This window comes from Bacillus sp. ISL-34, assembly GCF_018613325.1.
Lineage (GTDB): Bacteria > Bacillota > Bacilli > Bacillales > DSM-1321 > Peribacillus.
In genome coordinates this window covers 35,270-55,734 of record NZ_JAGGQJ010000017.1, presented here as the reverse complement: position 1 = coordinate 55,734, position 20,465 = coordinate 35,270, and the positions used below count along the sequence as shown (strand labels likewise).

General features: G+C 42.2%; 20 protein-coding genes. 15 read left to right on the top strand and 5 right to left on the bottom strand.

What is annotated here, in order from left to right; genetic code table 11:
- Positions 1-5: 5 nt before the first annotated feature.
- The 11 genes from J7E52_RS13320 to J7E52_RS13270 all read left to right on the top strand — a co-directional run bounded on the left by J7E52_RS13320 (position 6) and on the right by J7E52_RS13270 (position 15,078).
- Positions 6-1,700 (top strand): methyl-accepting chemotaxis protein, encoded by a 1,695-nt coding sequence (locus J7E52_RS13320; RefSeq protein WP_214747199.1) that lies wholly within the window; start codon positions 6-8, stop codon positions 1,698-1,700.
- A 331-nt stretch (positions 1,701-2,031) separates the two neighbouring features.
- Positions 2,032-2,232 (top strand): cold-shock protein, encoded by a 201-nt coding sequence (locus tag J7E52_RS13315; protein ID WP_034304915.1) that lies wholly within the window; start codon positions 2,032-2,034, stop codon positions 2,230-2,232.
- Positions 2,233-2,700: 468 nt separating this feature from the next.
- Entirely contained in the window at positions 2,701-3,072 is a 372-nt protein-coding gene (locus J7E52_RS13310; RefSeq protein WP_214747196.1) for an ArsR/SmtB family transcription factor, read from the top strand.
- Positions 3,065-5,188 carry a heavy metal translocating P-type ATPase gene (locus tag J7E52_RS13305; protein ID WP_214747193.1) on the top strand — a complete coding sequence of 708 codons (2,124 nt, stop codon included), beginning with the start codon at positions 3,065-3,067 and terminating at the stop codon, positions 5,186-5,188. Before J7E52_RS13310 ends, J7E52_RS13305 begins: the two co-directional genes overlap by 8 nt.
- Before the next feature lie 271 nt (positions 5,189-5,459).
- Positions 5,460-6,725: a GTPase HflX gene (gene hflX / locus J7E52_RS13300; protein WP_214747189.1), complete on the top strand. Its 1,266-nt coding sequence runs from the start codon at positions 5,460-5,462 to the stop codon at positions 6,723-6,725.
- A 694-nt stretch (positions 6,726-7,419) separates the two neighbouring features.
- Positions 7,420-8,778: an NAD(P)-dependent oxidoreductase gene (locus J7E52_RS13295; RefSeq protein ID WP_396020277.1), complete on the top strand. Its 1,359-nt coding sequence runs from the start codon at positions 7,420-7,422 to the stop codon at positions 8,776-8,778.
- A gap of 26 nt (positions 8,779-8,804) precedes the next feature.
- The gene (preA, locus tag J7E52_RS13290; RefSeq protein WP_214747183.1) at positions 8,805-10,091 is read left to right on the top strand and encodes an NAD-dependent dihydropyrimidine dehydrogenase subunit PreA; all 1,287 of its coding nucleotides are present in this window, start codon (positions 8,805-8,807) and stop codon (positions 10,089-10,091) included.
- 14 nt (positions 10,092-10,105) lie between these two features.
- The gene (gene hydA / locus J7E52_RS13285; protein ID WP_214747180.1) at positions 10,106-11,524 is read left to right on the top strand and encodes a dihydropyrimidinase; all 1,419 of its coding nucleotides are present in this window, start codon (positions 10,106-10,108) and stop codon (positions 11,522-11,524) included.
- Positions 11,525-11,566: 42 nt separating this feature from the next.
- The gene (locus tag J7E52_RS13280; protein ID WP_214747177.1) at positions 11,567-13,051 is read left to right on the top strand and encodes an NCS1 family transporter; all 1,485 of its coding nucleotides are present in this window, start codon (positions 11,567-11,569) and stop codon (positions 13,049-13,051) included.
- A gap of 16 nt (positions 13,052-13,067) precedes the next feature.
- Positions 13,068-13,286, top strand: coding sequence for a hypothetical protein (locus tag J7E52_RS13275; RefSeq protein WP_034304894.1), 219 nt, complete (start codon positions 13,068-13,070; stop codon positions 13,284-13,286).
- 157 nt (positions 13,287-13,443) lie between these two features.
- Positions 13,444-15,078 carry a PucR family transcriptional regulator gene (locus J7E52_RS13270; RefSeq protein ID WP_214747174.1) on the top strand — a complete coding sequence of 545 codons (1,635 nt, stop codon included), beginning with the start codon at positions 13,444-13,446 and terminating at the stop codon, positions 15,076-15,078.
- Positions 15,079-15,204: 126 nt separating this feature from the next.
- On the opposite strand, the gene yhfH (J7E52_RS13265) is transcribed toward J7E52_RS13270, so the two are convergent.
- Genes yhfH (J7E52_RS13265) through yhfH (J7E52_RS13245) form a run of 5 tightly spaced genes read right to left on the bottom strand, consistent with a single transcriptional unit; the run spans position 15,205 to position 16,018 of the window.
- On the bottom strand, positions 15,205-15,345 hold the full coding sequence (yhfH, locus tag J7E52_RS13265; RefSeq protein WP_072274044.1) for a protein YhfH: 141 nt from the start codon (positions 15,343-15,345) through the stop codon (positions 15,205-15,207).
- 28 nt (positions 15,346-15,373) lie between these two features.
- Positions 15,374-15,511 (bottom strand): protein YhfH, encoded by a 138-nt coding sequence (gene yhfH, locus J7E52_RS13260; protein WP_214747171.1) that lies wholly within the window; start codon positions 15,509-15,511, stop codon positions 15,374-15,376.
- Between the two features lie 29 nt (positions 15,512-15,540).
- Positions 15,541-15,678, bottom strand: coding sequence for a protein YhfH (gene yhfH / locus J7E52_RS13255; protein WP_082196596.1), 138 nt, complete (start codon positions 15,676-15,678; stop codon positions 15,541-15,543).
- 29 nt (positions 15,679-15,707) lie between these two features.
- On the bottom strand, positions 15,708-15,845 hold the full coding sequence (gene yhfH, locus J7E52_RS13250) for a protein YhfH (RefSeq protein ID WP_214747168.1): 138 nt from the start codon (positions 15,843-15,845) through the stop codon (positions 15,708-15,710).
- A gap of 38 nt (positions 15,846-15,883) precedes the next feature.
- On the bottom strand, positions 15,884-16,018 hold the full coding sequence (yhfH, locus tag J7E52_RS13245; protein WP_214747165.1) for a protein YhfH: 135 nt from the start codon (positions 16,016-16,018) through the stop codon (positions 15,884-15,886).
- Positions 16,019-16,224: 206 nt separating this feature from the next.
- On the opposite strand from yhfH (J7E52_RS13245), the gene J7E52_RS13240 reads away from it, so the two are divergent.
- The 4 genes from J7E52_RS13240 (at position 16,225) to J7E52_RS13225 (ending at position 20,316) form a co-directional block, all read left to right on the top strand.
- Entirely contained in the window at positions 16,225-16,368 is a 144-nt protein-coding gene (locus J7E52_RS13240) for a hypothetical protein (protein ID WP_214747162.1), read from the top strand.
- Between the two features lie 121 nt (positions 16,369-16,489).
- Complete coding sequence (locus J7E52_RS13235; protein WP_214747159.1) at positions 16,490-17,380, top strand: diacylglycerol/lipid kinase family protein; 891 nt, start codon at positions 16,490-16,492, stop codon at positions 17,378-17,380.
- A gap of 269 nt (positions 17,381-17,649) precedes the next feature.
- Positions 17,650-19,683 (top strand): Na+/H+ antiporter, encoded by a 2,034-nt coding sequence (locus tag J7E52_RS13230; protein ID WP_214747157.1) that lies wholly within the window; start codon positions 17,650-17,652, stop codon positions 19,681-19,683.
- A gap of 120 nt (positions 19,684-19,803) precedes the next feature.
- On the top strand, positions 19,804-20,316 hold the full coding sequence (locus J7E52_RS13225; RefSeq protein WP_214747154.1) for a GNAT family N-acetyltransferase: 513 nt from the start codon (positions 19,804-19,806) through the stop codon (positions 20,314-20,316).
- Positions 20,317-20,465 lie beyond the last annotated feature (149 nt).

Genomic DNA, 20,465 nt, shown 5'->3' with positions numbered 1-20,465 from the left:
TGGAAATGAGATATTCAAAGCTGAATCCTAAAAAATCTCTATTGGCAAAACTATTCTTGTTTTATATTATTCCTTTCGTACTTTTCGCAGGGGCCATGGGTCTTTGCTTTTCCTATATTACTAATAAAATGATCAATGAGAATGTCCTTCCGCAATTCGATGATCGTCTTTCTGAAAATGCCCACAGTTTGGCAGCAAGCCTCAATCCCACTTTGATAAACAAAGCTTCGGTACGGGGAGAAGAGATCAAGCGGAAGTTAGATGCCTTCGTTAAAGATAAAAAGGGAATCGAATATGTTTATGTTTTGAAGCGGGAGAATGATACCGACATGATTGTAGCCTTGAACGGCAGCGAGGACTACATGGTGGAATCCCCCTTCACGCCGGAGCAGGCAAAATCGATAAATGGGAAAGAAGATGTATTAAGTGAAGTATATAAAGATAAGTGGGGTACACACAAGTCATACTTTACACCAATCGAAGGAACGGACGCGATTGTCGGAATCGATATGGATGCAAAATTCATTGATGAATTGAAAAGCACAATGATATTCTACAATATCTTATTTCTTGCAAGTGCCATTATATTGGGGGTGCTATGCTCCGTTGTCATCGGGAAAAAGATCTCGGGACCCGTCAATGAACTTGTCGGTTACACGAATGAAATGGCAAAAGGGGACTTAAGTAAATCGATTCCCGTTGATAGACGAGATGAGATTGGGGACCTTTCAAATGGGTTTGAAGATATGAGATTAAGTTTGGCCCATATTATCAAAAATGTCCGTGAACATGCTCAAACGATGAATCAAACGACAGTGTCCATTCAACAATCCTTTGAAGAGATGGTGGAATCCTATGGCCAGATAGTGACTGGGACAACGGAAGAAGCAAAAGCTTCAGAAGAACGTGCCCATCATATTGACCGAATATCCAATATGATCAGTGACTTATCGGATACAATCCGTTTAATGAACGAGCAAACGAATGAAATGAATGAATTTACCATGCATACGAATACACTTGCTGAACAAGGAAGTAAGCAAGTGCAAGATGTAACGAGCCAGATGGATAAAATCATGGAAAACGGCCAAGCGAATAAAGCCAATTTGGTGAGCCTGGAAGAGGATGTAGTGAAGATAAATGAAGTGATCGGACTAATAAGGATGATTGCTTCTCAAACGAACCTGCTATCCCTTAATGCCTCCATTGAAGCGGCACGGGCGGGGGATGCGGGCAGAGGCTTTGCCGTAGTCGCTCAAGAGGTGCAAAAACTGGCCGTGCAAACAGATGAATCCATCGATATCATTTCAGAATCCATTATGCGGATTAATGAACAAACAGCCAAAGTCATCCAAAATAATGATGAGAGTTTTCAGGATATATTAAATGGTGTTTCCTTAGTGGAAAACAATGGCGAGATTTTCAATAAGATCTTTGAATCCGTAGAGAAATTGCTGAAAGGAACAGAACAATTAGCCGCCCATTCGAAAAAAATCAATGAGTCTTCGGATGAAAGCCTGGCATCCATTCAGGAAATTGCGGCGATATCAGAAGAAGGAGTCGCAACAACGGAGCAAATCTCGGCAGCTGCCATTCAACAAAGTACCATAATGACTGGATTGAAGGAACAAAATGAAGATTTAGCAAAAGAATCGGCCATTTTAGAAGAAATGGTAGAAAAGTTCATTACCGAAAAATGAAAAAAGTAAACATCTACAAAATCCTCTCTTAACTTTGTATACGAGAGGTTTTTGCTTGGATGAATGCATGTGAGAGGTAATGAAGCCATTTTCTGAATAGATAGAGTCCATTGGTTACTGCTTAATTTTAAACGAATTTAGAGATTATTAAAAATTGCTGGAAAAAAGTTTACCCAAACTATTTGCAATCGCTACCATTTAATGTTATGCTTAGTCTTAATTATTTTTGTTCGGTACTAAGGATACTAAAAGTACTACTTTTCGTTTTCGATGATGACTTAGAGCAAGGATAGTAATACATTGTGCTTAGATGCACTAGGAGGCAACAACAATGGAACAAGGTAAAGTAAAATGGTTTAACGCAGAAAAAGGTTTTGGATTCATCGAACGCGAAAACGGAGACGACGTATTCGTACATTTCTCAGCTATCCAAAGCGAAGGTTTCAAATCTTTAGACGAAGGTCAAGAAGTTACTTTTGAAGTAGAACAAGGTCAACGCGGACCTCAAGCTTCTAACGTTCAAAAAGCATAATTTCAATAACAAAAAAAGACGGATCCTTGTAAAAGGGTCCGTCTTTTTTTTGGTTTGTGAAAATGCATAACAAAAAACCCTGCTCAACGTTAAGCAGGGTAAATGGTACAAGTAAAGTAAAACGCTTAAAAAGGTTTGACTAAGTATATCATAGTTTTTCTAAAAAATACTAAATTAAATATATTATACTTACCAAGTTATCAATAGGTAATTACTGAAATCATTGGATTGAAGGGGCGTAAAGAAATTTATCTCCCTTTTTTTTTCGCCTGAATATAGGAAAGAGGACATCTCGGCAAATTCCAGGGGAGCCACTCCAAAAAAACCCACATATAAAGACATATAGGGCACTTTCACTAACTTGAAGGAAGGAGAAAAGATTCCAAAACATTCAAATATGGATTTGAATATTCAGGGAATTGTGTTATATTATAATCAAACGAAGATTTGAATGAGAGGTGTGAGAAGATGACGGAACTGAAAGATATATGTGATGTTCACCTGCATGATGAAGTGAAGGTTAATCGCATTCAAGAAGAAATGAGCCAGGTGGATATATCCAGCATGTCGAAGCTGTTTAAAGTTATAGGCGATGAAAATAGGGCGAAGATAGCTTATGCGCTCTGTACGGACGAGGAATTGTGTGTGTGCGATCTGGCCAATATCATTGGTGCTTCGATGGCGACAACGTCACATCACCTTCGTACCCTTTATAAACACGCAATTGTAAAATACCGGAAAGAAGGAAAGTTGGCTTTTTATTCTTTGGATGATCACCATATAAAGCAATTGATTCTGATTGCATTAGAACATCAGCAGGAGGTAAGGGTCGATGGCTGAGTCCCCATTGAAAACATATCGTATCCAGGGTCTATCCTGCACGAATTGTGCGGCTAAATTTGAGAACAATGTCCGTGAACTAGAGGGTGTGAAGGATGCCAAAATCAACTTTGGTGCCTCGAAGATTTCGGTACAGGGCAGCGCGACTATCGAAGAGATTGAAAAGGCGGGGGCTTTTGATAACCTGAAGATACGTGGTGAACAGGAACAGGTAAAGCAAAAGGAACCATTTTGGAAGCAAAAAGAAAATATTAAAGTGGTGTTCTCGGTTATCCTATTGCTGGTCAGCTGGATATTGGATAATCGATATCCTGATGGAAGCATCATGCCAGTAATCGGTTATGCGGCTGCAATCATAATTGGAGGATATTCATTATTTGTCAATGGATTGAAAAACCTTGTAAGGCTTCGCTTTGATATGCACACACTTATGACGGTTGCCATCATCGGAGCGGCCGTGCTTGGTGAATGGGGCGAGGGCGCGACCGTTGTCATTCTATTTGCGATAAGTGAAGCGCTGGAAAAATATTCGATGGATAAAGCCCGTAATTCCATCGAATCATTAATGAACATCGCACCTAAAGAAGCCTTGATCCGCAGGGGGCATCACGAAATGATGGTTGCTGTTGATGAGATTGAAGTGGGCGACATCATGATCGTTAAACCGGGTCAAAAGCTTGCCATGGATGGAAGGATCATGAAAGGGGCCTCGACACTTAATCAAGCAGCCATTACTGGGGAATCCGAGCCGGTTTATAAAACGGTTGAGGGTGAAGTGTTTGCCGGAACCTTAAATGGTGAAGGGTTGCTCGAAGTGGAGGTCACGAAGCGAGTCGAGGATACGACGATTGCAAAAATCATCCACCTTGTTGAAGAAGCACAGGCCGAAAAGGCCCCTTCCCAAGCCTTCGTGGATAAATTCGCAAAATTCTATACGCCGGCCATTATGCTCATTGCCTTGGGGATTGCCGTGTTACCCCCGATTGCGATGAACGGTGATTGGAGTGAATGGATTTACCGGGGATTGGCTGTACTGGTTGTCGGCTGTCCTTGTGCTTTGGTCATTTCTACGCCCATCGCCATCGTGACGGCTATCGGAAATGCTGCGAAACATGGGGTGCTGATTAAAGGCGGGGTCCATTTGGAGGAAGCGGGAGCCTTAAAGGCGATCGCGTTTGATAAAACGGGTACTTTAACAAAGGGCGTACCTGTAGTGACTGATTTCAAGGTGTTATCTGATGTGTTGAATGAACAGGACGTGCTGGTTATCGCTGCTGCTTTAGAAAGCAGATCACAGCACCCTCTTGCCACGGCCATTCTTCAAAAGGCGGAAACCCACGATGTGGACTATCATTCTTTATTGGTAGAGGATTTTACTGCGATCACCGGTAAAGGCATAAAAGGGAAAATCAATCAAGAAATCTATTACATTGGTAAACCCCATCTTTTTGAAGAAGAGGCAGGCTTTGTTTTCTCTGATGATGTGCTTGAATTAATTGGCGGCTTTCAAAATACAGGGAAAACGGTGATGGTGCTTGGCGATCAAGTGAAGCTACTGGCACTCATCGCAGTGTCTGATGAAATAAGGGAAAGCAGTAAGGAAGCTATTCGGAAACTGCATGCATTGGGCATTGAAAAAACGATCATGCTGACAGGCGATAATATCGGAACAGCTAAAGCAATTGGAGCGGCAGCTGGCGTTTATGAGATTGAGGCGGAGCTATTGCCGCAGGATAAATTGACCATCATCAAACGATGGAAACAAAAATATGATCGAGTGGCCATGGTAGGCGATGGTGTCAATGATGCTCCGGCCTTGGCAGCTTCCACGGTAGGAATCGCAATGTGCGGGGCGGGTACAGATACGGCCCTTGAAACTGCCGATATCGCCTTAATGGGTGATGACTTATCGAAGCTGCCGTATACAATCCGCTTAAGCAGGAAAACATTAAAAATCATTAAGCAGAACATCACGTTTTCATTGGTGATTAAAATCCTGGCCTTATTATTGATAGCTCCAGGCTGGTTAACACTTTGGATGGCGATTTTTGCCGACATGGGTGCGACGTTATTAGTTACATTGAACAGTCTTAGGTTATTGAGAATAAAAGAATAGAATAATATGGGCTCCCTGGTGCATCTTAAGGTGCACCAGGGAGCTTTTATTTATCGGCTTTCCAATTGTTTCATGTGAAACTTTGAAAAAAATTAATCGGTCCTGTTATTTTTTTGTTGAGTAAAAGGAAGTCCGATAAAAACACTTAGATTTGGCGGCGATCGTTATGCAAGCGATGTCTGGTATGCTACAATGTGCTGGCTTTTAGGCAGCATGATAGGTTATTTTAAGGATAATATAGGGAGTAAGGTGTGTACGGAAGGGATTTGAAATGATGGAATTACAGCAGAGGGCAATCTTGGTTGGAGTTAATCTCAACGGTCAAAAGGATTTTGAGTATTCAATGGAGGAATTGGCCAATTTGACGGAAGCATGTGAGGTAGAGGTTGCAGGGACCATCACACAAAATTTGCATCGGGTGAACTCATCACATTTTATCGGTACCGGGAAGATCGAGGAAGTAAAGAATCTCGTTGAGTATAAAGAAGCTAATGTCGTCATTTTTAATGATCAGCTCTCCCCTTCGCAACTTCGTAATCTGGAGAGGGACATGGATTGCAAGGTGATCGATCGGACAATCTTGATTCTGGACATCTTCGCGCATCGGGCGAAAACGAAGGAAGCACAGCTTCAGGTAGAAGTGGCGAAGCTTCAGTATATGCTCCCGCGTCTTGTAGGTTTGAGGGAGTCATTAGGTCGTCAGAGTGGCGGAGTCGGTACAAACAAAGGTGCAGGTGAAAAGCAGCTAGAGCTTGACCGCAGGAGAATCGAGGAAAATATAAGTGTTTTGAATAAAGAATTGGAAGACCTTGTTGCGCACCGGCAAACGCAGAGGAAACAGCGGAAAAAGAATGCCATCCCTGTCGTATCCTTAGTCGGTTATACCAATGCAGGCAAATCTTCAATCATGAATGCATTGATCGAGGTGTTCCATCCAACAGCCGAGAAGCAGGTGTTTGAGAAGGATATGCTGTTCGCTACGCTTGAAACATCCGTCCGAAACATTCCGCTGCCGGATAATAAGGAATTTTTATTGACGGATACGGTGGGATTTGTGTCTAAATTGCCCCATCATCTCGTGAAAGCATTCCGATCCACATTGGAAGAGGTGGTAGAAGCGGATTTGTTGATCCATGTTGTCGATTTTTCCAATCCAAATCATGAGCAGCAAATAGAGATAACGGATAAGACTTTAAATGAGATAGGCATTAAAGGGATTCCAACGATTTTTGCCTATAATAAAGCGGACCTTACCGATTTGGAAATCCCTCAGGTGAATCGTGACTCTGTATATATGTCAGCAAAAAACAAAGTCGGCATCGAGGAATTGATAAATCAAATTCGCAAGCATATTTTTGTCGACTATGCTCACTGTGAAATGCTGATTCCATATGATCAAGGGCAGCTGGTTTCCTATTTCAATGAAAATGGACACATAACGGAAACTGAATATGAGTCAAACGGATATCGAATTAAGCTTGAGTGCAAGAAAACGGATTATGAGAAATATAAACGATACGTTATTCATCCAGAATGAACCTTTCTGTTGATAAAGTGTTAACGGCTTGTTGATAAGTGGAAAAGTAGATTCGATAGTGTGGATAACTTTTGTTAAAATGCTTCTGCTATGCACAGAAAAAGAGAATACTGCCATATAATATGTGAATAAGTTGTGGATAAAAGCGAAAAGCCCCAGGAAACCTTGAAATGAGTTTCTGGGCTTTTTTTATGTGGACAAAGTGTTGATAAGCAGGTATCAGAACAAATCATCCAAAGAATATCAGTAAGTATGATGAAAAGTACGTTTGATGTAGAAAAATGCCGATGTTTATCGTTTATTGTTAGGAAATATAACATGAATATTACATATTGCATATCTAGCATCTGGAAATGCTTTACACTTTGTATAATGTAACTTGCTTTTTAACATTATAAAATAAAGAATACTCATTTCTCTGATAATCATCAGGATTTGAGTTTTTAAGATTAGTAGGGGGGCTTTTTATGGCCGGAGGAAGCAGGGACCGAGGCGTGGCCAGTGAGAGAATGATAGAAAATAATAAACGGAATGAGAGAATTTTGGCTAGGAAATCGCCATGACTGTTTGTTGAATAAATTGAAAAACAATGTTGGCAATGATTTTAATATGAGGACAGTAGAGAGAAATGCATGCAATTCCTCCCTTTTTATTTTTTAAAATAAATTTTTGGAAGGAGAAATAGTGGATGAGTATGACGAGCCAGTTAAAAGGTGGCCTAGAGATTAACTTTCAGGAAGCGGAGAGGGGTTTATCCCCAAGGGAAGCTTTGGAAGAATCGAATCGGTGTTTATACTGCTATGATGCCCCATGTATCCAAGCCTGTCCGACCGGAATAGATATTCCAGGTTTTATCAAGAAGATAGCTTCAGGAAATTTTAAGGGGTCGGCCAAGACGATCATGACGGCCAATCCTGTCGGTGCCAGCTGTGCGCGGGTATGTCCGACTGAAGAGTTATGTGAGGGGGCTTGTGTCCTGAACCATTCTACAAAGCCAATCATGATTGGCAATCTCCAGCGTTATTCCACAGATTGGGCCATCCAAAATAAACAAGCCCTATTCAAGGCCGGGAAGCAGAATGGCAAAAAAGTTGCCATTGTAGGAAGCGGTCCGGCGGGTTTGTCTGCAGCAAGGGAGTTAGCCTTGCTTGGCTACAGTGTAACCATTTTCGAAGCTGAAAAGAATCCAGGCGGATTGAATACTTACGGAATTGTATCGTTCCGTTTGCCTCAGAGCATTTCTTATTGGGAAGTTGAACAAGTAAAGAGTTTGGATGTTGATATTAAAACGAATACACGGGTTGGAGTGGATGTTTCCGCAAATCAGCTGACTGCCGACTATGATGCGGTCATTTTAGCTATCGGCATGTCCGATGTCCCTAAGCTTGGAATTGAAGGGGAGGATTTGGCTGAAGTTTATGATGCGATAGATTTCGTAAAAGCAACGAAAACAGGGGCAATCACTGATAAATTCATTGGGAAGAAGATGGCGGTAATAGGGGCTGGAAACACGGCGATCGATGCCGCGACCTGTTCTGTACGCCTGGGCGCCGAACAGGTGAGCATTATTTATCGTCGTACCCAAAAGGAAATGACAGCCTATGATTTTGAATATGAGTTTGCCAAACAAGATGGTGTCGGGTTTCACTGGCTGACTAATCCCTCCAGGATCCTATCGGATGAAAGCGGTCAGGTTACGGGCATCGAGTGCGTGAAGATGGTGCTTAGCGAGGCAGGGGAAGATGGCCGGCGCCGTCCAGTCCAAATTTCCGGATCGGAGTTCGTCATACCGGTCGATGGGGTCATTCGTGCTATAGGCCAATCCAGGTATGTAGGATTGATTGAACAGTTCGGCATTCAACATGATGATGGTGTCGTTACATTGGAGGGGGATTCCTACAGGACATCGAATGAAAAGGTCTTTGCGTGCGGTGACGTGATCTTCGGAAAAGGCCAAGGTGAGGCAATGGTTGTTTCAGCTGCCCAGCAAGGGAAGAAGACAGCCTATGAAATTGACTCGATTTTAAATGGCGAATCGGTGGATATTGCTTAATAACTATGAAAATTAGGAGGCTTATCATGGCTGATTTATCAATTGATCTTGCAGGTATTAAATCTCCCAATCCTTTTTGGCTTGCTTCAGCACCACCTACTAATTCGGGTTATCAAGTTCAGCGCGCATTTGAAGCTGGCTGGGGAGGAGCTGTTTGGAAGACATTGGGTGATCCCATCCTGAATGTCTCATCACGTTTTGCAGCGGTCAGCTTTAATGGACAAAGAGTTGCCGGGTTCAACAATATAGAATTGATTACGGATCGTCCGCTTGAAGTGAATCTGAAGGAAATATATGAAACGAAGAAAAGGTTCCCTGATCATGCAATCATTGCATCGGTGATGGTGGAGCCGCAACAGGAAAAGTGGCATGAAATCATCAAGCGTATAGAAGATGTAGGGGTCGATGGTTACGAGTTGAACTTTGGCTGCCCGCACGGTATGGCAGAGCGTGGGATGGGAGCTGCTTCGGGACAGGTTCCAGAACTTGTGGAAAAGCAAACATACTGGGCGAAGGAAGCTGCATCCAAACCTGTCATCGTCAAGCTTACACCGAATATAACCGACATTACGGTTACGGCTGAAGCGGCGGTGCGCGGCGGTGCGGATGCAATAAGCATGATCAATACGATCAATAGCTTGGCAGGAGTGGATATCCATTCATGGAATACGATTCCCCATGTTGGCGGCAAGGGGGCTCACGGAGGGTATTGTGGTCCCGCTGTGAAACCGATTGCTTTGAATATGGTGGCAGAGTGTGCAAGGAATAAAAAGATAAATGTTCCCATTTCCGGAATAGGCGGGATTTCAAATTGGCAGGATACGGTGGAATTTTTATTGATGGGTTCGACTGGAGTGCAAATTTGTACGGCTGCCATGCATCACGGTTTTAGAATAGTAGAAGACTTGATTGATGGACTTTCCAATTACCTTGATGAAAAAGGGATTTCCTCCGTGATGGATATTGTCGGTAAGTCCGTACCGCGCTATTCCGACTGGGGGAATTTAGATCTTAATTATAAGGTCGTTGCGCGCATCAATAATGATGTGTGCATTAACTGCAATAAATGCCATATTGCCTGTGAAGATACTTCTCATCAATGTATAGATATGTTAAAGGACACGTCAGGCAGCTCCTTTTTGAGAGTGCGCGAAGAAGATTGCGTAGGCTGTAATCTTTGCTCGATCGTCTGTCCGGCCGATGGGGCGATCGATATGATCGAATTGACAAATGAATTACCGCCAATGACGTGGAATGAACGCCAATCGTTCCTTGGGGGCATAAGCAGTGAAAGTGTTGATTTCGTAAAATGATGGAGGGGATGAATATGAAGAAAATCATTAAAAATGGAACGATTGCAACGGCTGCAGATACGTATCAAGCCGATATATTGATTGAAAATGAGAAGATTGCAATGATTGGCAAGGATCTGCAGGCTGTGGGGGCCGAAATCATTGATGCAAAAGGCGCTTATATTTTTCCGGGGGGCATTGATCCGCATACACATCTTGATATGCCGTTTGGCGGGACAACGACAAAGGATGATTATGAAACGGGTACGATTGCTGCTGCATATGGAGGCACGACAACGATCATCGACTTTTGTTTGACCGAAAAAGGGGTGCCGTTAAAGAAAGCGATAGAAACATGGCATGAAAAGGCAAATGAAAAAGCGGCCATAGATTATGGTTTTCATTTAATGATCAGTGAGATTAATGATGATGTATTGGCTGAGCTGCCAAGTATCATCGATAATGAAGGGATTTCTTCCTTTAAAGTGTTCATGGCTTACAAGAATGTTTTTCAAGCTGATGATGCCACGCTATACCGCACTCTGTTGCAAGCAAAGGAACTTGGCGCACTTGTCATGGTTCATGCTGAAAATGGTGATGTCATCGATTATCTTACAAAGCAGGCGCTAGCTGAAGGTAACACCGATCCAATTTACCATGCATTAACAAGGCCTCCGGAGCTTGAAGGGGAAGCAACCGGACGGGCTGCTAAACTGACGGAAATGGCAAATGGCCAGCTCTATGTCGTTCATGTCACCTGTGAAGATGCGGTTGAAAAGATCACTGAGGCAAGAAATAAAGGGGTGGATATTTGGGGGGAGACTTGTCCGCAATATTTGGTCCTTGACCAGTCTTATCTTGAAAAGCCCCATTTCGAAGGATCTAAGTATGTATGGTCCCCGCCTTTAAGGGAGAAGAAAAACCAGGAAGTGCTATGGAATGCTTTGAAAACGGGACAGCTGCAAACGATCGGCTCCGATCAATGCTCTTTTGATTTTAAGGGACAGAAGGAACTTGGGCGTGAAGATTTCACGAAAATACCGAACGGTGGCCCAACGATTGAGGACCGCATGAGTATCCTCTTTTCTGAAGGGGTCATGAAAGAGCGTATTACCTTGAATCAATTCGTCGACATGACCTCTACGCGTGCTGCCAAACTATTTGGGTTATTCCCTAAGAAAGGGACGATTGCAGTAGGTTCGGATGCTGATATTGTCATTTTTGACCCGAAAGTTGAAAGGGCCATTTCTGCTGAAACCCATCATATGGCTGTGGATTATAATGCGTTTGAAGGTATGGAAATTACAGGTGAACCTGTTTCCGTTTTATCGAGAGGTCAATTCGTCATTAAAGACAAACAATTTGTAGGCGAAGCTGGAAAAGGGCAATTCCTGAAAAGGGCAAAATATAATGCGGCGCTGAAGCCAGATGCAGGGAAAAAGCTTCCAGTCTAACTTCGGTAAGGAATCTTGCAAATTAATTTAGGGGGATTTTCTATGGGTGAGAAGAAAGATTATTTAAAGTCTCCCGATTTGCTGCCTATACCTCATAGTGAGAAAAACATAAGTGCAGCCGGATTTGGTTTCATTTGGGTGGGGATGGCTGTAGTATTGGCAGCCTTCGCAATCGGTGGGAACGGTGTCCAAAGTTTATCCTTAGGCTGGGTCGTTCTTGCAACGGTCATTGCCTGTGTGGTTCTCGGCTTTTTGATGACAATGACAGGGGATATTGGTGTTGAACATGGAATATCCTTTCCAGTCTATATGAGGGCGCCGTTCGGTACGATTGGCACCCACATCCCTTCGGTTGTACGGGGTTTTGTAGCGTCATGCTGGTTCGGCCTGAATACTTACTTTGGAGCTACTGCCATGAATGCTATCTTCACAACCCTTTTTGATTTTGATAATTGGTTTATCTGCTTCCTCATTTTTGCCGTTTTACAATTAGTGAATACGGCAATGGGAATAAAGTCGATAGAACGATTCGCCGACTTGGCTGCGCCCGTCATCATTTTAATTTCCGGCTGGATGTATTTCACTCTATCCGATCAGGCTGTAGCCCAAGGAAGAGATGTATGGTCCTGGATTGAAAGTCCGGTCACCGGCGGGGCTGCCGGCACGGCTTTCATGGTCGTCATTATGGCAAATATGGGATTTTGGGGCACGTTGACTGCAGATATGCCCACGCTTTCCCGCTATATAAAGGCACCAAAAAATGAAAAAAATTGGTTCAAGCGCAATAAGGGGCAAATAATTGGGAATATTATCACCTATCCCATCACTCAGACGTTCATGGTGATTATCGGAGCGGTTTCTTATATGGCCGTTTCCAATTATGATCCTGTAGTTGCCATACAAGGATCTGCAAGCGGAATTGCTCTCGGCGTCCTTTTAATCATGATCGTATTTGCTCAATGGTCGACGAATACTACGGCCAACGTCATTCCAGCAGCTACCATTTTCTCCAATGTCATGGGTCCTAAAATGCCATTTTGGGCGGGGGTCGTTGTAGCGGGGGTGATTGGGATAGTAGTTCAGCCATGGAGCCTGTTCGGCATCATCATAGAAGTTTTATTAATAATAGGCGGAATCCTGGCATCCATTGTCGGCATCCTGGTAGCGGATTACTATTTCCTCCGTAAACGGCGAGTGAATGTACAAGAACTCTATGAGAGCGAAGGCCAGTATAAATACTTGAATGGAGTGAATTGGGCAGGAATCATTTCTTGGGTGATTGGAGGAATCGGTGCAATGGTTTTTTCAAATTATTCGTTTATTGTTGGCTTTGTTCTCGGCGGTGCAAGTTATTATATATTAGCCAAGTATTGGTGGTTCAAGCAATATGAACAAGCTGAAATCATTGATCCCAGCGATGAGAAATATTTAGGTATTTCCGTCGGCAGGGATTGGAAAATCGAAAAAGGTCCAGGACTTGAGGAAGAGATGGTTTTTACGGCTTCAACCGGCAAGGAGAACGTGTGAAAAAGGGGGAATGGAAATGTCCGAATATCAAGAGTATCGCTTAGAAAGGGAACAAATCGATTTTTTACTTGAAAGAGGATATCGAATCACCCGGGTTTCCGAAAGTTTAAGTGGAGCCTTTCTCGATTTTGAACTGATTGAAGGAACGAAGCAGGAATGGAAGCAATTGAACATCAAAACCCCGGAAGGAAGGAAATACTTCTCTACATTGCTTTTCAAAAAAAAATTGAATTGAAATAGTTATGGACCGGGCCTATTCCTCACGAATGGGTCCTTTTTGTTCGAGTTTTTTGTAGAATTTTGACGTTAGATTTTCTAACAAGTGTCTGGAGATTTAAGGGTTGTCCGTTTATAATAGGTTTTAAAGCAGTTTTATAAAAGGATGTGGATGGATGAATACATCGATTACAATCGAGGAAATTCTAACACGCAAGCATTTTAATCTGACGGATATAATTGCAGGAAGAAGTGGGATAAAGCGTCAAGTGAAGTGGGTACACTGCATGGAAGTCACCCAAATCAGCCATTTGTTAAATGGAAACGAACTGATTCTGACTACCGGTTTAGGGTGGAAAGATTGCGATGACACATTTCTATCCTACTTAAGGCAGTTAATTGAATGCGATGCAGCTGGACTCTGTATAGAGATTGGCGCCAACATCATGGAAGTGCCGAAATGTGCCATTGATCTCGCAAATGAACGGCAATTCCCTATCATCCTATTTCATGAAGAAGTCCCTTTCGTAGAAATCACCCAGGATATTCATTCCCTTATCATCAATAAACAATATCAGATGATCTCCAACTTAGAAAACTACTCCCAGCAGCTAAATAAAAATCTCCTCGAAATTGACCATTATGAACCAATTCTAAAATTTCTCCACAGCTATTTAAATGTACAGGTTATTCTTATCTTTAATGAAAATGATATAGCCAGCATTCCAAAAATAAAGAAAAAAATAACCTATCAAATGGTAGCGGACATATACGAAGAGAAGCGGAAATTGGATAAAACCGTTCTTGGACAGCCGATTCAAGTGCTCGGTGAAAATTATGCGGAACTGCTCATTTGCAGCAACGACAGAGAATTGACTGATTTTGATTCACTGATCTTGGATCGAACGGCTACCGCATTGGCACAGCATCTATTAAGGGAGTTATATATAGAAGAAAAGAAAATGTCGGAAGAAAGTAAATGGCTTACAAATTGGATTGAAGGTGAATATAGTGACGAAGCAATCCGGGAGAGGCTTTCCTATATTGATCCGAAAATGCAGTTGGATGGCGGAATTGTTTGCATTTGCAAACAACACCCAAAGTATAATAAAAGTTCCACCAAATTAGATGGAACTTATTTTAAGATAATGTTTAGAACGATTTTTGAACAGTACGGCTTTCAGATATTTTCCATGGAAGTACATCAGCATCTTGTTTTTATTTTGGGTGATAATCGTTCATCTGAAGATTGGAAATCAAGGGTTACAAGCGCGGTGGATCGAATCATGAAAATGGATGCAAGCGGTCGTAATCGTATGGGTCTGCTTTCCATTGGTTTTGGAAAGCATGTTCAAAAGTTAAGTGAGATTTATAAAAGTTATGAAACGGCCCGTGAGACCTTGCTGCTTCAGGATACGTTACCAGAGGATAACAGGAGCTTCTTTTATCAGGACTTACATATGCATCGCATGATTTCGCTGATAAATAAACATGGTAATCTGGAGGAAACGGTGTACGAATATTTAGGGCCTGTCATTGAATATGACAAGCAAAACAATGGTGAGCTAATGCCTACCTTAAAGACCTACCTTGCCTGTAACGGTTCTAAACAGGAAACATCGAAACAACTATTCATTGTCAGGCAAACGCTATATCATAGGCTTGAAAAATTGGAGAAACTGCTAGGTTCTGATTTTATGCGTTCAGATAAGCGTCTAGGCCTTGAATTCATGATTTTTGCATTGGACTTCTTACAATACAGCAGCAGGAAGATCAGTGGAAAATATGTAGACAATTATATTGGGAGATAAAAAATAAGTACGGCTGAAGGGTGTCCCGAGGACATCCTTTTTTGAATGCAAGGAAAGGGAGGCAGATAACAAGGTAATGCTGACATCAAAATCGCCTATATAGCTTATTGATGTCAGCATCTTTTATTAATATTCATCTTTTTTGGAAAGGCAGCGGTCACATTCCAAGAGGTAGGATTCAGCTTGTTCAATGATATGGGTCCCGCATTCCGTACATTGTTTAGGCGGAAGTGTCCTGAAGAATTCCAATGGGTTTTTAGTTTGCATGATGATTCCTCCTTATGATTTGGTTTAATCAGTCTTCTTGTTTGGAAAGGCAGTGATCACATTCCATCAAGTAGGATTCAGCTTGTTCAGTGATATGGGTTCCGCACTCCGTACATTGTTTAGGCGGAAGTGTCCTGAAGAATTCCAATGGGTTTTTGGTTTGCATGATGATTCCTCCTTTTTGATTTGGTTTAATCAGTCTTCGCGTTTGGAAAGGCAGTGGTCACATTCCATTAAGTAGGATTCAGCTTGTTCAGTGATATGGGTTCCGCATTCCGTACATTGTTTAGGCGGCAGCGTCCTGAAGAATTCCAGTGGATTTATAGTTTGCATGATGGTTCCTCCTTTTTGATTTGGTTTAATCAGTCTTCGCGTCTGGAAAGGCAGCGGTCACATTCCATTAAGTAGGATTCAGCATGCTCAATAATATGGTCACCGCACTCGGGGCAATGTTTAGCAGGGATATTGTTAAAAAACTCAATGGATTTTTTCCGTTGCATGATGATTTCCTCCTTTTAATATATATTTTCCGATCGCTTTATTCTTCACGTTTGGAAAGGCAGCGATCGCATTCCATCAGATAGGAATCTGAGTGGTCCACATGTGTTTCACCACATTCCGGGCAATGTTTAAATGTATCGATTATGAGTAGATCTGATTGATTTGCTTGCATGTCTCGCTCCCCCTCTTTATAGTACAGTTTTTCCTGTTTGCTTGTTGTTATAATACAGTATATACCCGAATTTGGAAAATGTATAGGTATTTTACAGAAAATTTGAAATTTATTTCGCGGACAGTCTGAAAACCCTATAGGGAAGGGGTTTATCATCTATTTACTTTTTTGTTTTTCTTCACGGCAAGTAGGAAATGGAAGATATAATGCTTTTTATAAAAGGAAAAAACAAAGAGGGAGTGAAAGGGACAGGCAATTTTCAATCGATTGAGATAGGCATTAATGTAACAGATGAGAAACAGGAAGAAGTGATCAATGAATGCCTGTTTCACAGTGCATGTAACATATAAGAGCTTGTTCTAATATGTCAGCCAAGCGGCAGCGATTATGTGTAAGTTCCTGTCTGTGTGGTTTTAATACATCAGTAAAGAGGTAACTTGCTAGTAGAAGTACAATAATGGGAGGTAGCATATGTCGAAAGCGATGATTATAGTCAATCCATCTTCAGGTAAGGAGAAGGCAGGAAAGATTTTGCCGAAAGCGGAAAAGGCACTTGGTGAAATTTTTGATGAGGTATGCGTTCGTAAAACGGAAGGAGAGGGGGATGCTACGGGTTTTGCCAAGGAGGCCTGTTCAGAGAGGTTCGATGCAGTCATTTCCATGGGTGGGGATGGAACGGTGAACGAGATAGTGAATGGCTTGGGCGAGCAGCAGCATCGGCCAATTTTCGGAATCATTCCATTAGGAACCATCAATGATTTCGCTAGATCTTTGGGAATACCCCTGAATCCCAATGCAGCCATCGAGATATTGAAGGATATGCATATTAAGGAATCGGACATAGGGAAGATCAATGACCGTTACTTCATGAATGTGTTGGCAGTAGGGGCGATCGCCGAGGCCACCTATAATGTTACCGTTGAACAAAAAACCCGCCTGGGATCTTTTGCATATTTCATTGAAGGAGCAAAAGCGATCATTAAAAAGACTCCGTTTCCTTTAACGGTTGAACATGATCAGGGAAAGTGGATGGGCGAGGCTCATTTACTAATTGCAACAATGACTAACTCTGTCGGCGGTTTCGAACAACTTGCACCAGAGGCGGAAGTGAATGATGGAAAGCTGCACACATTCATCATTAAGGATTTATCTCTTCCTCTCATCGTCAAGATCATTCCCAGTTTGATTAGGGGGGAGATCATGGGGAATGACGAAGTTGAATATATTAAAACATCCAAGCTCCATTTAACGACATCAGAGGAACTTGCAGTCAATATCGATGGCGATGAAGGCATTCTTCTTCCTTTCCAGGCAAATGTACTGCACAAACATCTTCGTCTCTTTGTCCCGGGAACTAAATAACTTGTTATGTGGGTTCATTGTCATTTATCATGTGGGAAAAGCTGATTATGGGTTAGCCAATCAGCTTTTTTTCTATGCGGTTATCCAAGTTTGTTGATGGAGTTGATTTGTGATGTTCATCGTGCACAACGTAAGCTCCTTCCCTTTTATAAAAGGTATCATTATTCAGGAGGATTCAGGGTTAGAATAGTTAATGCATGAATGACTTGGTATACATATGTTACGCTTATAGTTATGATTATAGATGAGAGAGGAAGTTTGATGTTTGTATGGAGTTTTTTCTTGTTATATTAGCTCTTCTTATATTGATTGGAGTGTCTAATGTAATTAACCATTTTATACCCTTTATACCTGTACCATTGATACAAATAGCACTGGGTGTCATTTTGGCACTTTTACCCCTCGGTATGCATGTTGAGATGGAGACGGAATTATTTTTGCTACTATTCATCGCACCCCTATTATTCAATGATGGCAAAAATGTACCCCGAACAGCACTATGGAAGTTGAGAGCACCCATTCTAATGCTTGCACTAGGCCTGGTATTCATAACGGTTTGGGCAGGCGGTTATTTAATTAATTGGATGATCCCCTCGATACCATTGCCGGCAGCGTTCGCTTTAGCGGCCATTTTGTCACCTACGGATGTAGTGGCAGTAAGCGCTTTGGCGAGCCGGGTCAAGTTACCGAAGAGCATCATGCACCTTCTCGAGGGCGAAGGGCTAATGAATGATGCCTCAGGTTTAGTTGCCTTTAAGTTTGCCGTTGCAGCTACAGTCACTGGTGTTTTCTCCTTAGTCGACGCAACTTTCAGTTTCATATGGATTGCAATTGGTGGGTTTGTAGGTGGAGCAATAATAGCTTTCATCATTATCAGGCTTCGTGTATTTCTTCGCCGTTTAGGGATGGAAGATGTCACGATGCATATGCTGATCCAAATCCTAACTCCTTTTATTATTTTCCTCGCTGTGGAACATTTCCACCTTTCTGGGATTTTAGCGGTCGTGGCTGGGGGAATTGTCCATGCCATTGAACGAGATCGGGAAATATCACCAACTGTAGAACTTCAGGTCGTTTCAAAGAGTACATGGTCCGTCATTTTATATGTATTGAATGGTCTTGTATTCGTTTTGCTTGGCCTGCAAATCCCAAGCGTTGCGAAAACTATCTTTCAAGATCCAGCCTTCAATAATGGACAAGTGATCCTTTATATCGTGATCATTACACTTTTCCTCTTCGCTTTACGATTCATTTGGCTTACGGCTGCCTGGTCGATTGGTTGGATGACGAAAAAAGCGGGAGCCCAAAAACCAGATTTCAAAGCTGCTGGAATCATTACCATTTCCGGTGTTCGCGGAGCTGTTACGTTAGCGGGTTCGTTCTCGATTCCATATGTGTTGGCGGATGGAAGTCCTTTTCCTGAGCGTTCGTTAATCATTTTCATTGCAGCAGGTGTCATATTGCTGACCTTGATTGTTGCTAGTGTATTCCTGCCAATCGTGGCACGGTCCGAAGAAGAGGAAGTGGTGGACAAGCAGGCTGACAAAACGAAAGCTGCTGCCATTCACTCACATCAAGCTGCTATTCGCGTGATTGAGTCCCAAATGACAGATGAAAACCGGGAAGCGGCTTTATCGATCATTTCGAGGTACTGTACCAAGATCAATGAACTGTCCTATGTAGAACAAGAGAAAGAACCAGCTGCATTAAGGGAGGAAGAGAAGGACCTTCGCTTTAAGGCCCTTGAAGCAGAGCAAAGATTCCTGGATAAACTTATTAAGGATGAAAAAGTGGACCGGGAAACGGCGTATATATGCAAGGAATACATCCAGCGTATGGAAGGTGCCGTAACAAATCGACTGAAGTTCCGTTTTTTCAGGACAGTTACGCTTTTCAGAAGAAGTATGCTGAGGGTTTTAAAATTATTTTTCCCTAATAAAAATGAAATAAGAAAAATCAATCTTGAGAGGTTGGAAAAGGTCAGAGATCTTAAAATCAGGATGTATAAAGCTGCCATCCAAGAGATACAAGCCGGAATTACAGCCGATAATCATAAGACATCCTCGATGATCATAGAAGAGTATAAAGTGTTGATTTTAAAGTGCAAACGTGAAAATAGAGGCCGTACCCCGAGTAAAATGGCCGAATATGAAAGAGAGCTATTCTATAAAGCGATCCAGGCAGAACGGGACGAAGTGCAGGATATGTTTGAAAAACGACAAATCTCCCGTGATGTTGCCAACATACTCCGCCAGCAAATCAATTTACGAGAAGCACTGACAATCAATGAAAATACACATTGATTAACAGAGGGAGCACTGCCGATATATTCGGCAGTGCTCCTTCCGGTTTGTGAAGGGAATATCGGACGGGGCATCGAATCATTATTGTATCCAATAATTGATGAAAGAGGGTGTCACTTAATGAAACAGGACAAGGATATCGAGACCATCACCTTAACGCCTTATTTACCGGAACATCTTCACCAGCTTTCCCAGTTTTATTTACCGGATACACAAACCCCTTTTTCAGCTCTGCCGGAAGAGTCACTCAAATATTGCCGGGAAGATTGCGACAGGCATCCTATCGTAATATTGGCTGAGGGTATTCCGGTTGGCTTTTTCGTTTTACACATTGGCGAGAACATCACCCCTTTCACCAGCGATGAAAAAGCGATATTACTCCGTGGATTTCTTGTTGATCAAAAACATCAAGGCAAAGGGATTGCGAAGAAAGCCTTGCAAATCCTTCCGGGATACGCAAAAGGGATTTTTCCAAACAAGGATTCGATCATTCTGGCAGTGAACGTCATGAACGTGATTGCAAAAACGCTTTATTCGAAATCGGGGTATCAGGATACAGGGATTCGAAAGGTAGGCAGAAGCGGGTTGATGGAGATAATGGAATATAGATTAGAAACGCTTAACAAGGAATAAGGACGAATAATAAATATTGTTGGCATGTAGACTTTTTCCAAAGAGGGGAGGTCTTTTTTTGTCCAATTTGTTACAGGTTTCATTATGAAACCATTGATTTGGAGGGGCCGCTTTTAATAAATGCCGCTGCCTTATGGTACACTTTACTT

Bases quoted from the DNA above. Each gene is read 5' to 3' on its own strand.
- J7E52_RS13280 (WP_214747177.1), top strand. From the start codon at position 11,567: ATGGGTGAGAAGAAAGATTATTTAAAGTCTCCCGATTTGCTGCCTATA.
- J7E52_RS13240 (WP_214747162.1), top strand. From the start codon at position 16,225: ATGCTTTTTATAAAAGGAAAAAACAAAGAGGGAGTGAAAGGGACAGGC.
- J7E52_RS13235 (WP_214747159.1), top strand. From the start codon at position 16,490: ATGTCGAAAGCGATGATTATAGTCAATCCATCTTCAGGTAAGGAGAAG.
- J7E52_RS13230 (WP_214747157.1), top strand. From the start codon at position 17,650: ATGGAGTTTTTTCTTGTTATATTAGCTCTTCTTATATTGATTGGAGTG.
- J7E52_RS13310 (WP_214747196.1), top strand. From the start codon at position 2,701: ATGACGGAACTGAAAGATATATGTGATGTTCACCTGCATGATGAAGTG.
- yhfH (WP_082196596.1), bottom strand. From the start codon at position 15,678: ATGCAAACTATAAATCCACTGGAATTCTTCAGGACGCTGCCGCCTAAA.
- yhfH (WP_072274044.1), bottom strand. From the start codon at position 15,345: ATGCAAACTAAAAACCCATTGGAATTCTTCAGGACACTTCCGCCTAAA.
- J7E52_RS13225 (WP_214747154.1), top strand. From the start codon at position 19,804: ATGAAACAGGACAAGGATATCGAGACCATCACCTTAACGCCTTATTTA.
- yhfH (WP_214747171.1), bottom strand. From the start codon at position 15,511: ATGCAAACCAAAAACCCATTGGAATTCTTCAGGACACTTCCGCCTAAA.
- J7E52_RS13315 (WP_034304915.1), top strand. From the start codon at position 2,032: ATGGAACAAGGTAAAGTAAAATGGTTTAACGCAGAAAAAGGTTTTGGA.
- hflX (WP_214747189.1), top strand. From the start codon at position 5,460: ATGATGGAATTACAGCAGAGGGCAATCTTGGTTGGAGTTAATCTCAAC.
- preA (WP_214747183.1), top strand. From the start codon at position 8,805: ATGGCTGATTTATCAATTGATCTTGCAGGTATTAAATCTCCCAATCCT.
- hydA (WP_214747180.1), top strand. From the start codon at position 10,106: ATGAAGAAAATCATTAAAAATGGAACGATTGCAACGGCTGCAGATACG.
- J7E52_RS13270 (WP_214747174.1), top strand. From the start codon at position 13,444: ATGAATACATCGATTACAATCGAGGAAATTCTAACACGCAAGCATTTT.
- J7E52_RS13275 (WP_034304894.1), top strand. From the start codon at position 13,068: ATGTCCGAATATCAAGAGTATCGCTTAGAAAGGGAACAAATCGATTTT.
- yhfH (WP_214747168.1), bottom strand. From the start codon at position 15,845: ATGCAACGGAAAAAATCCATTGAGTTTTTTAACAATATCCCTGCTAAA.
- J7E52_RS13295 (WP_396020277.1), top strand. From the start codon at position 7,420: ATGACGAGCCAGTTAAAAGGTGGCCTAGAGATTAACTTTCAGGAAGCG.
- J7E52_RS13320 (WP_214747199.1), top strand. From the start codon at position 6: ATGAGATATTCAAAGCTGAATCCTAAAAAATCTCTATTGGCAAAACTA.
- J7E52_RS13305 (WP_214747193.1), top strand. From the start codon at position 3,065: ATGGCTGAGTCCCCATTGAAAACATATCGTATCCAGGGTCTATCCTGC.
- yhfH (WP_214747165.1), bottom strand. From the start codon at position 16,018: ATGCAAGCAAATCAATCAGATCTACTCATAATCGATACATTTAAACAT.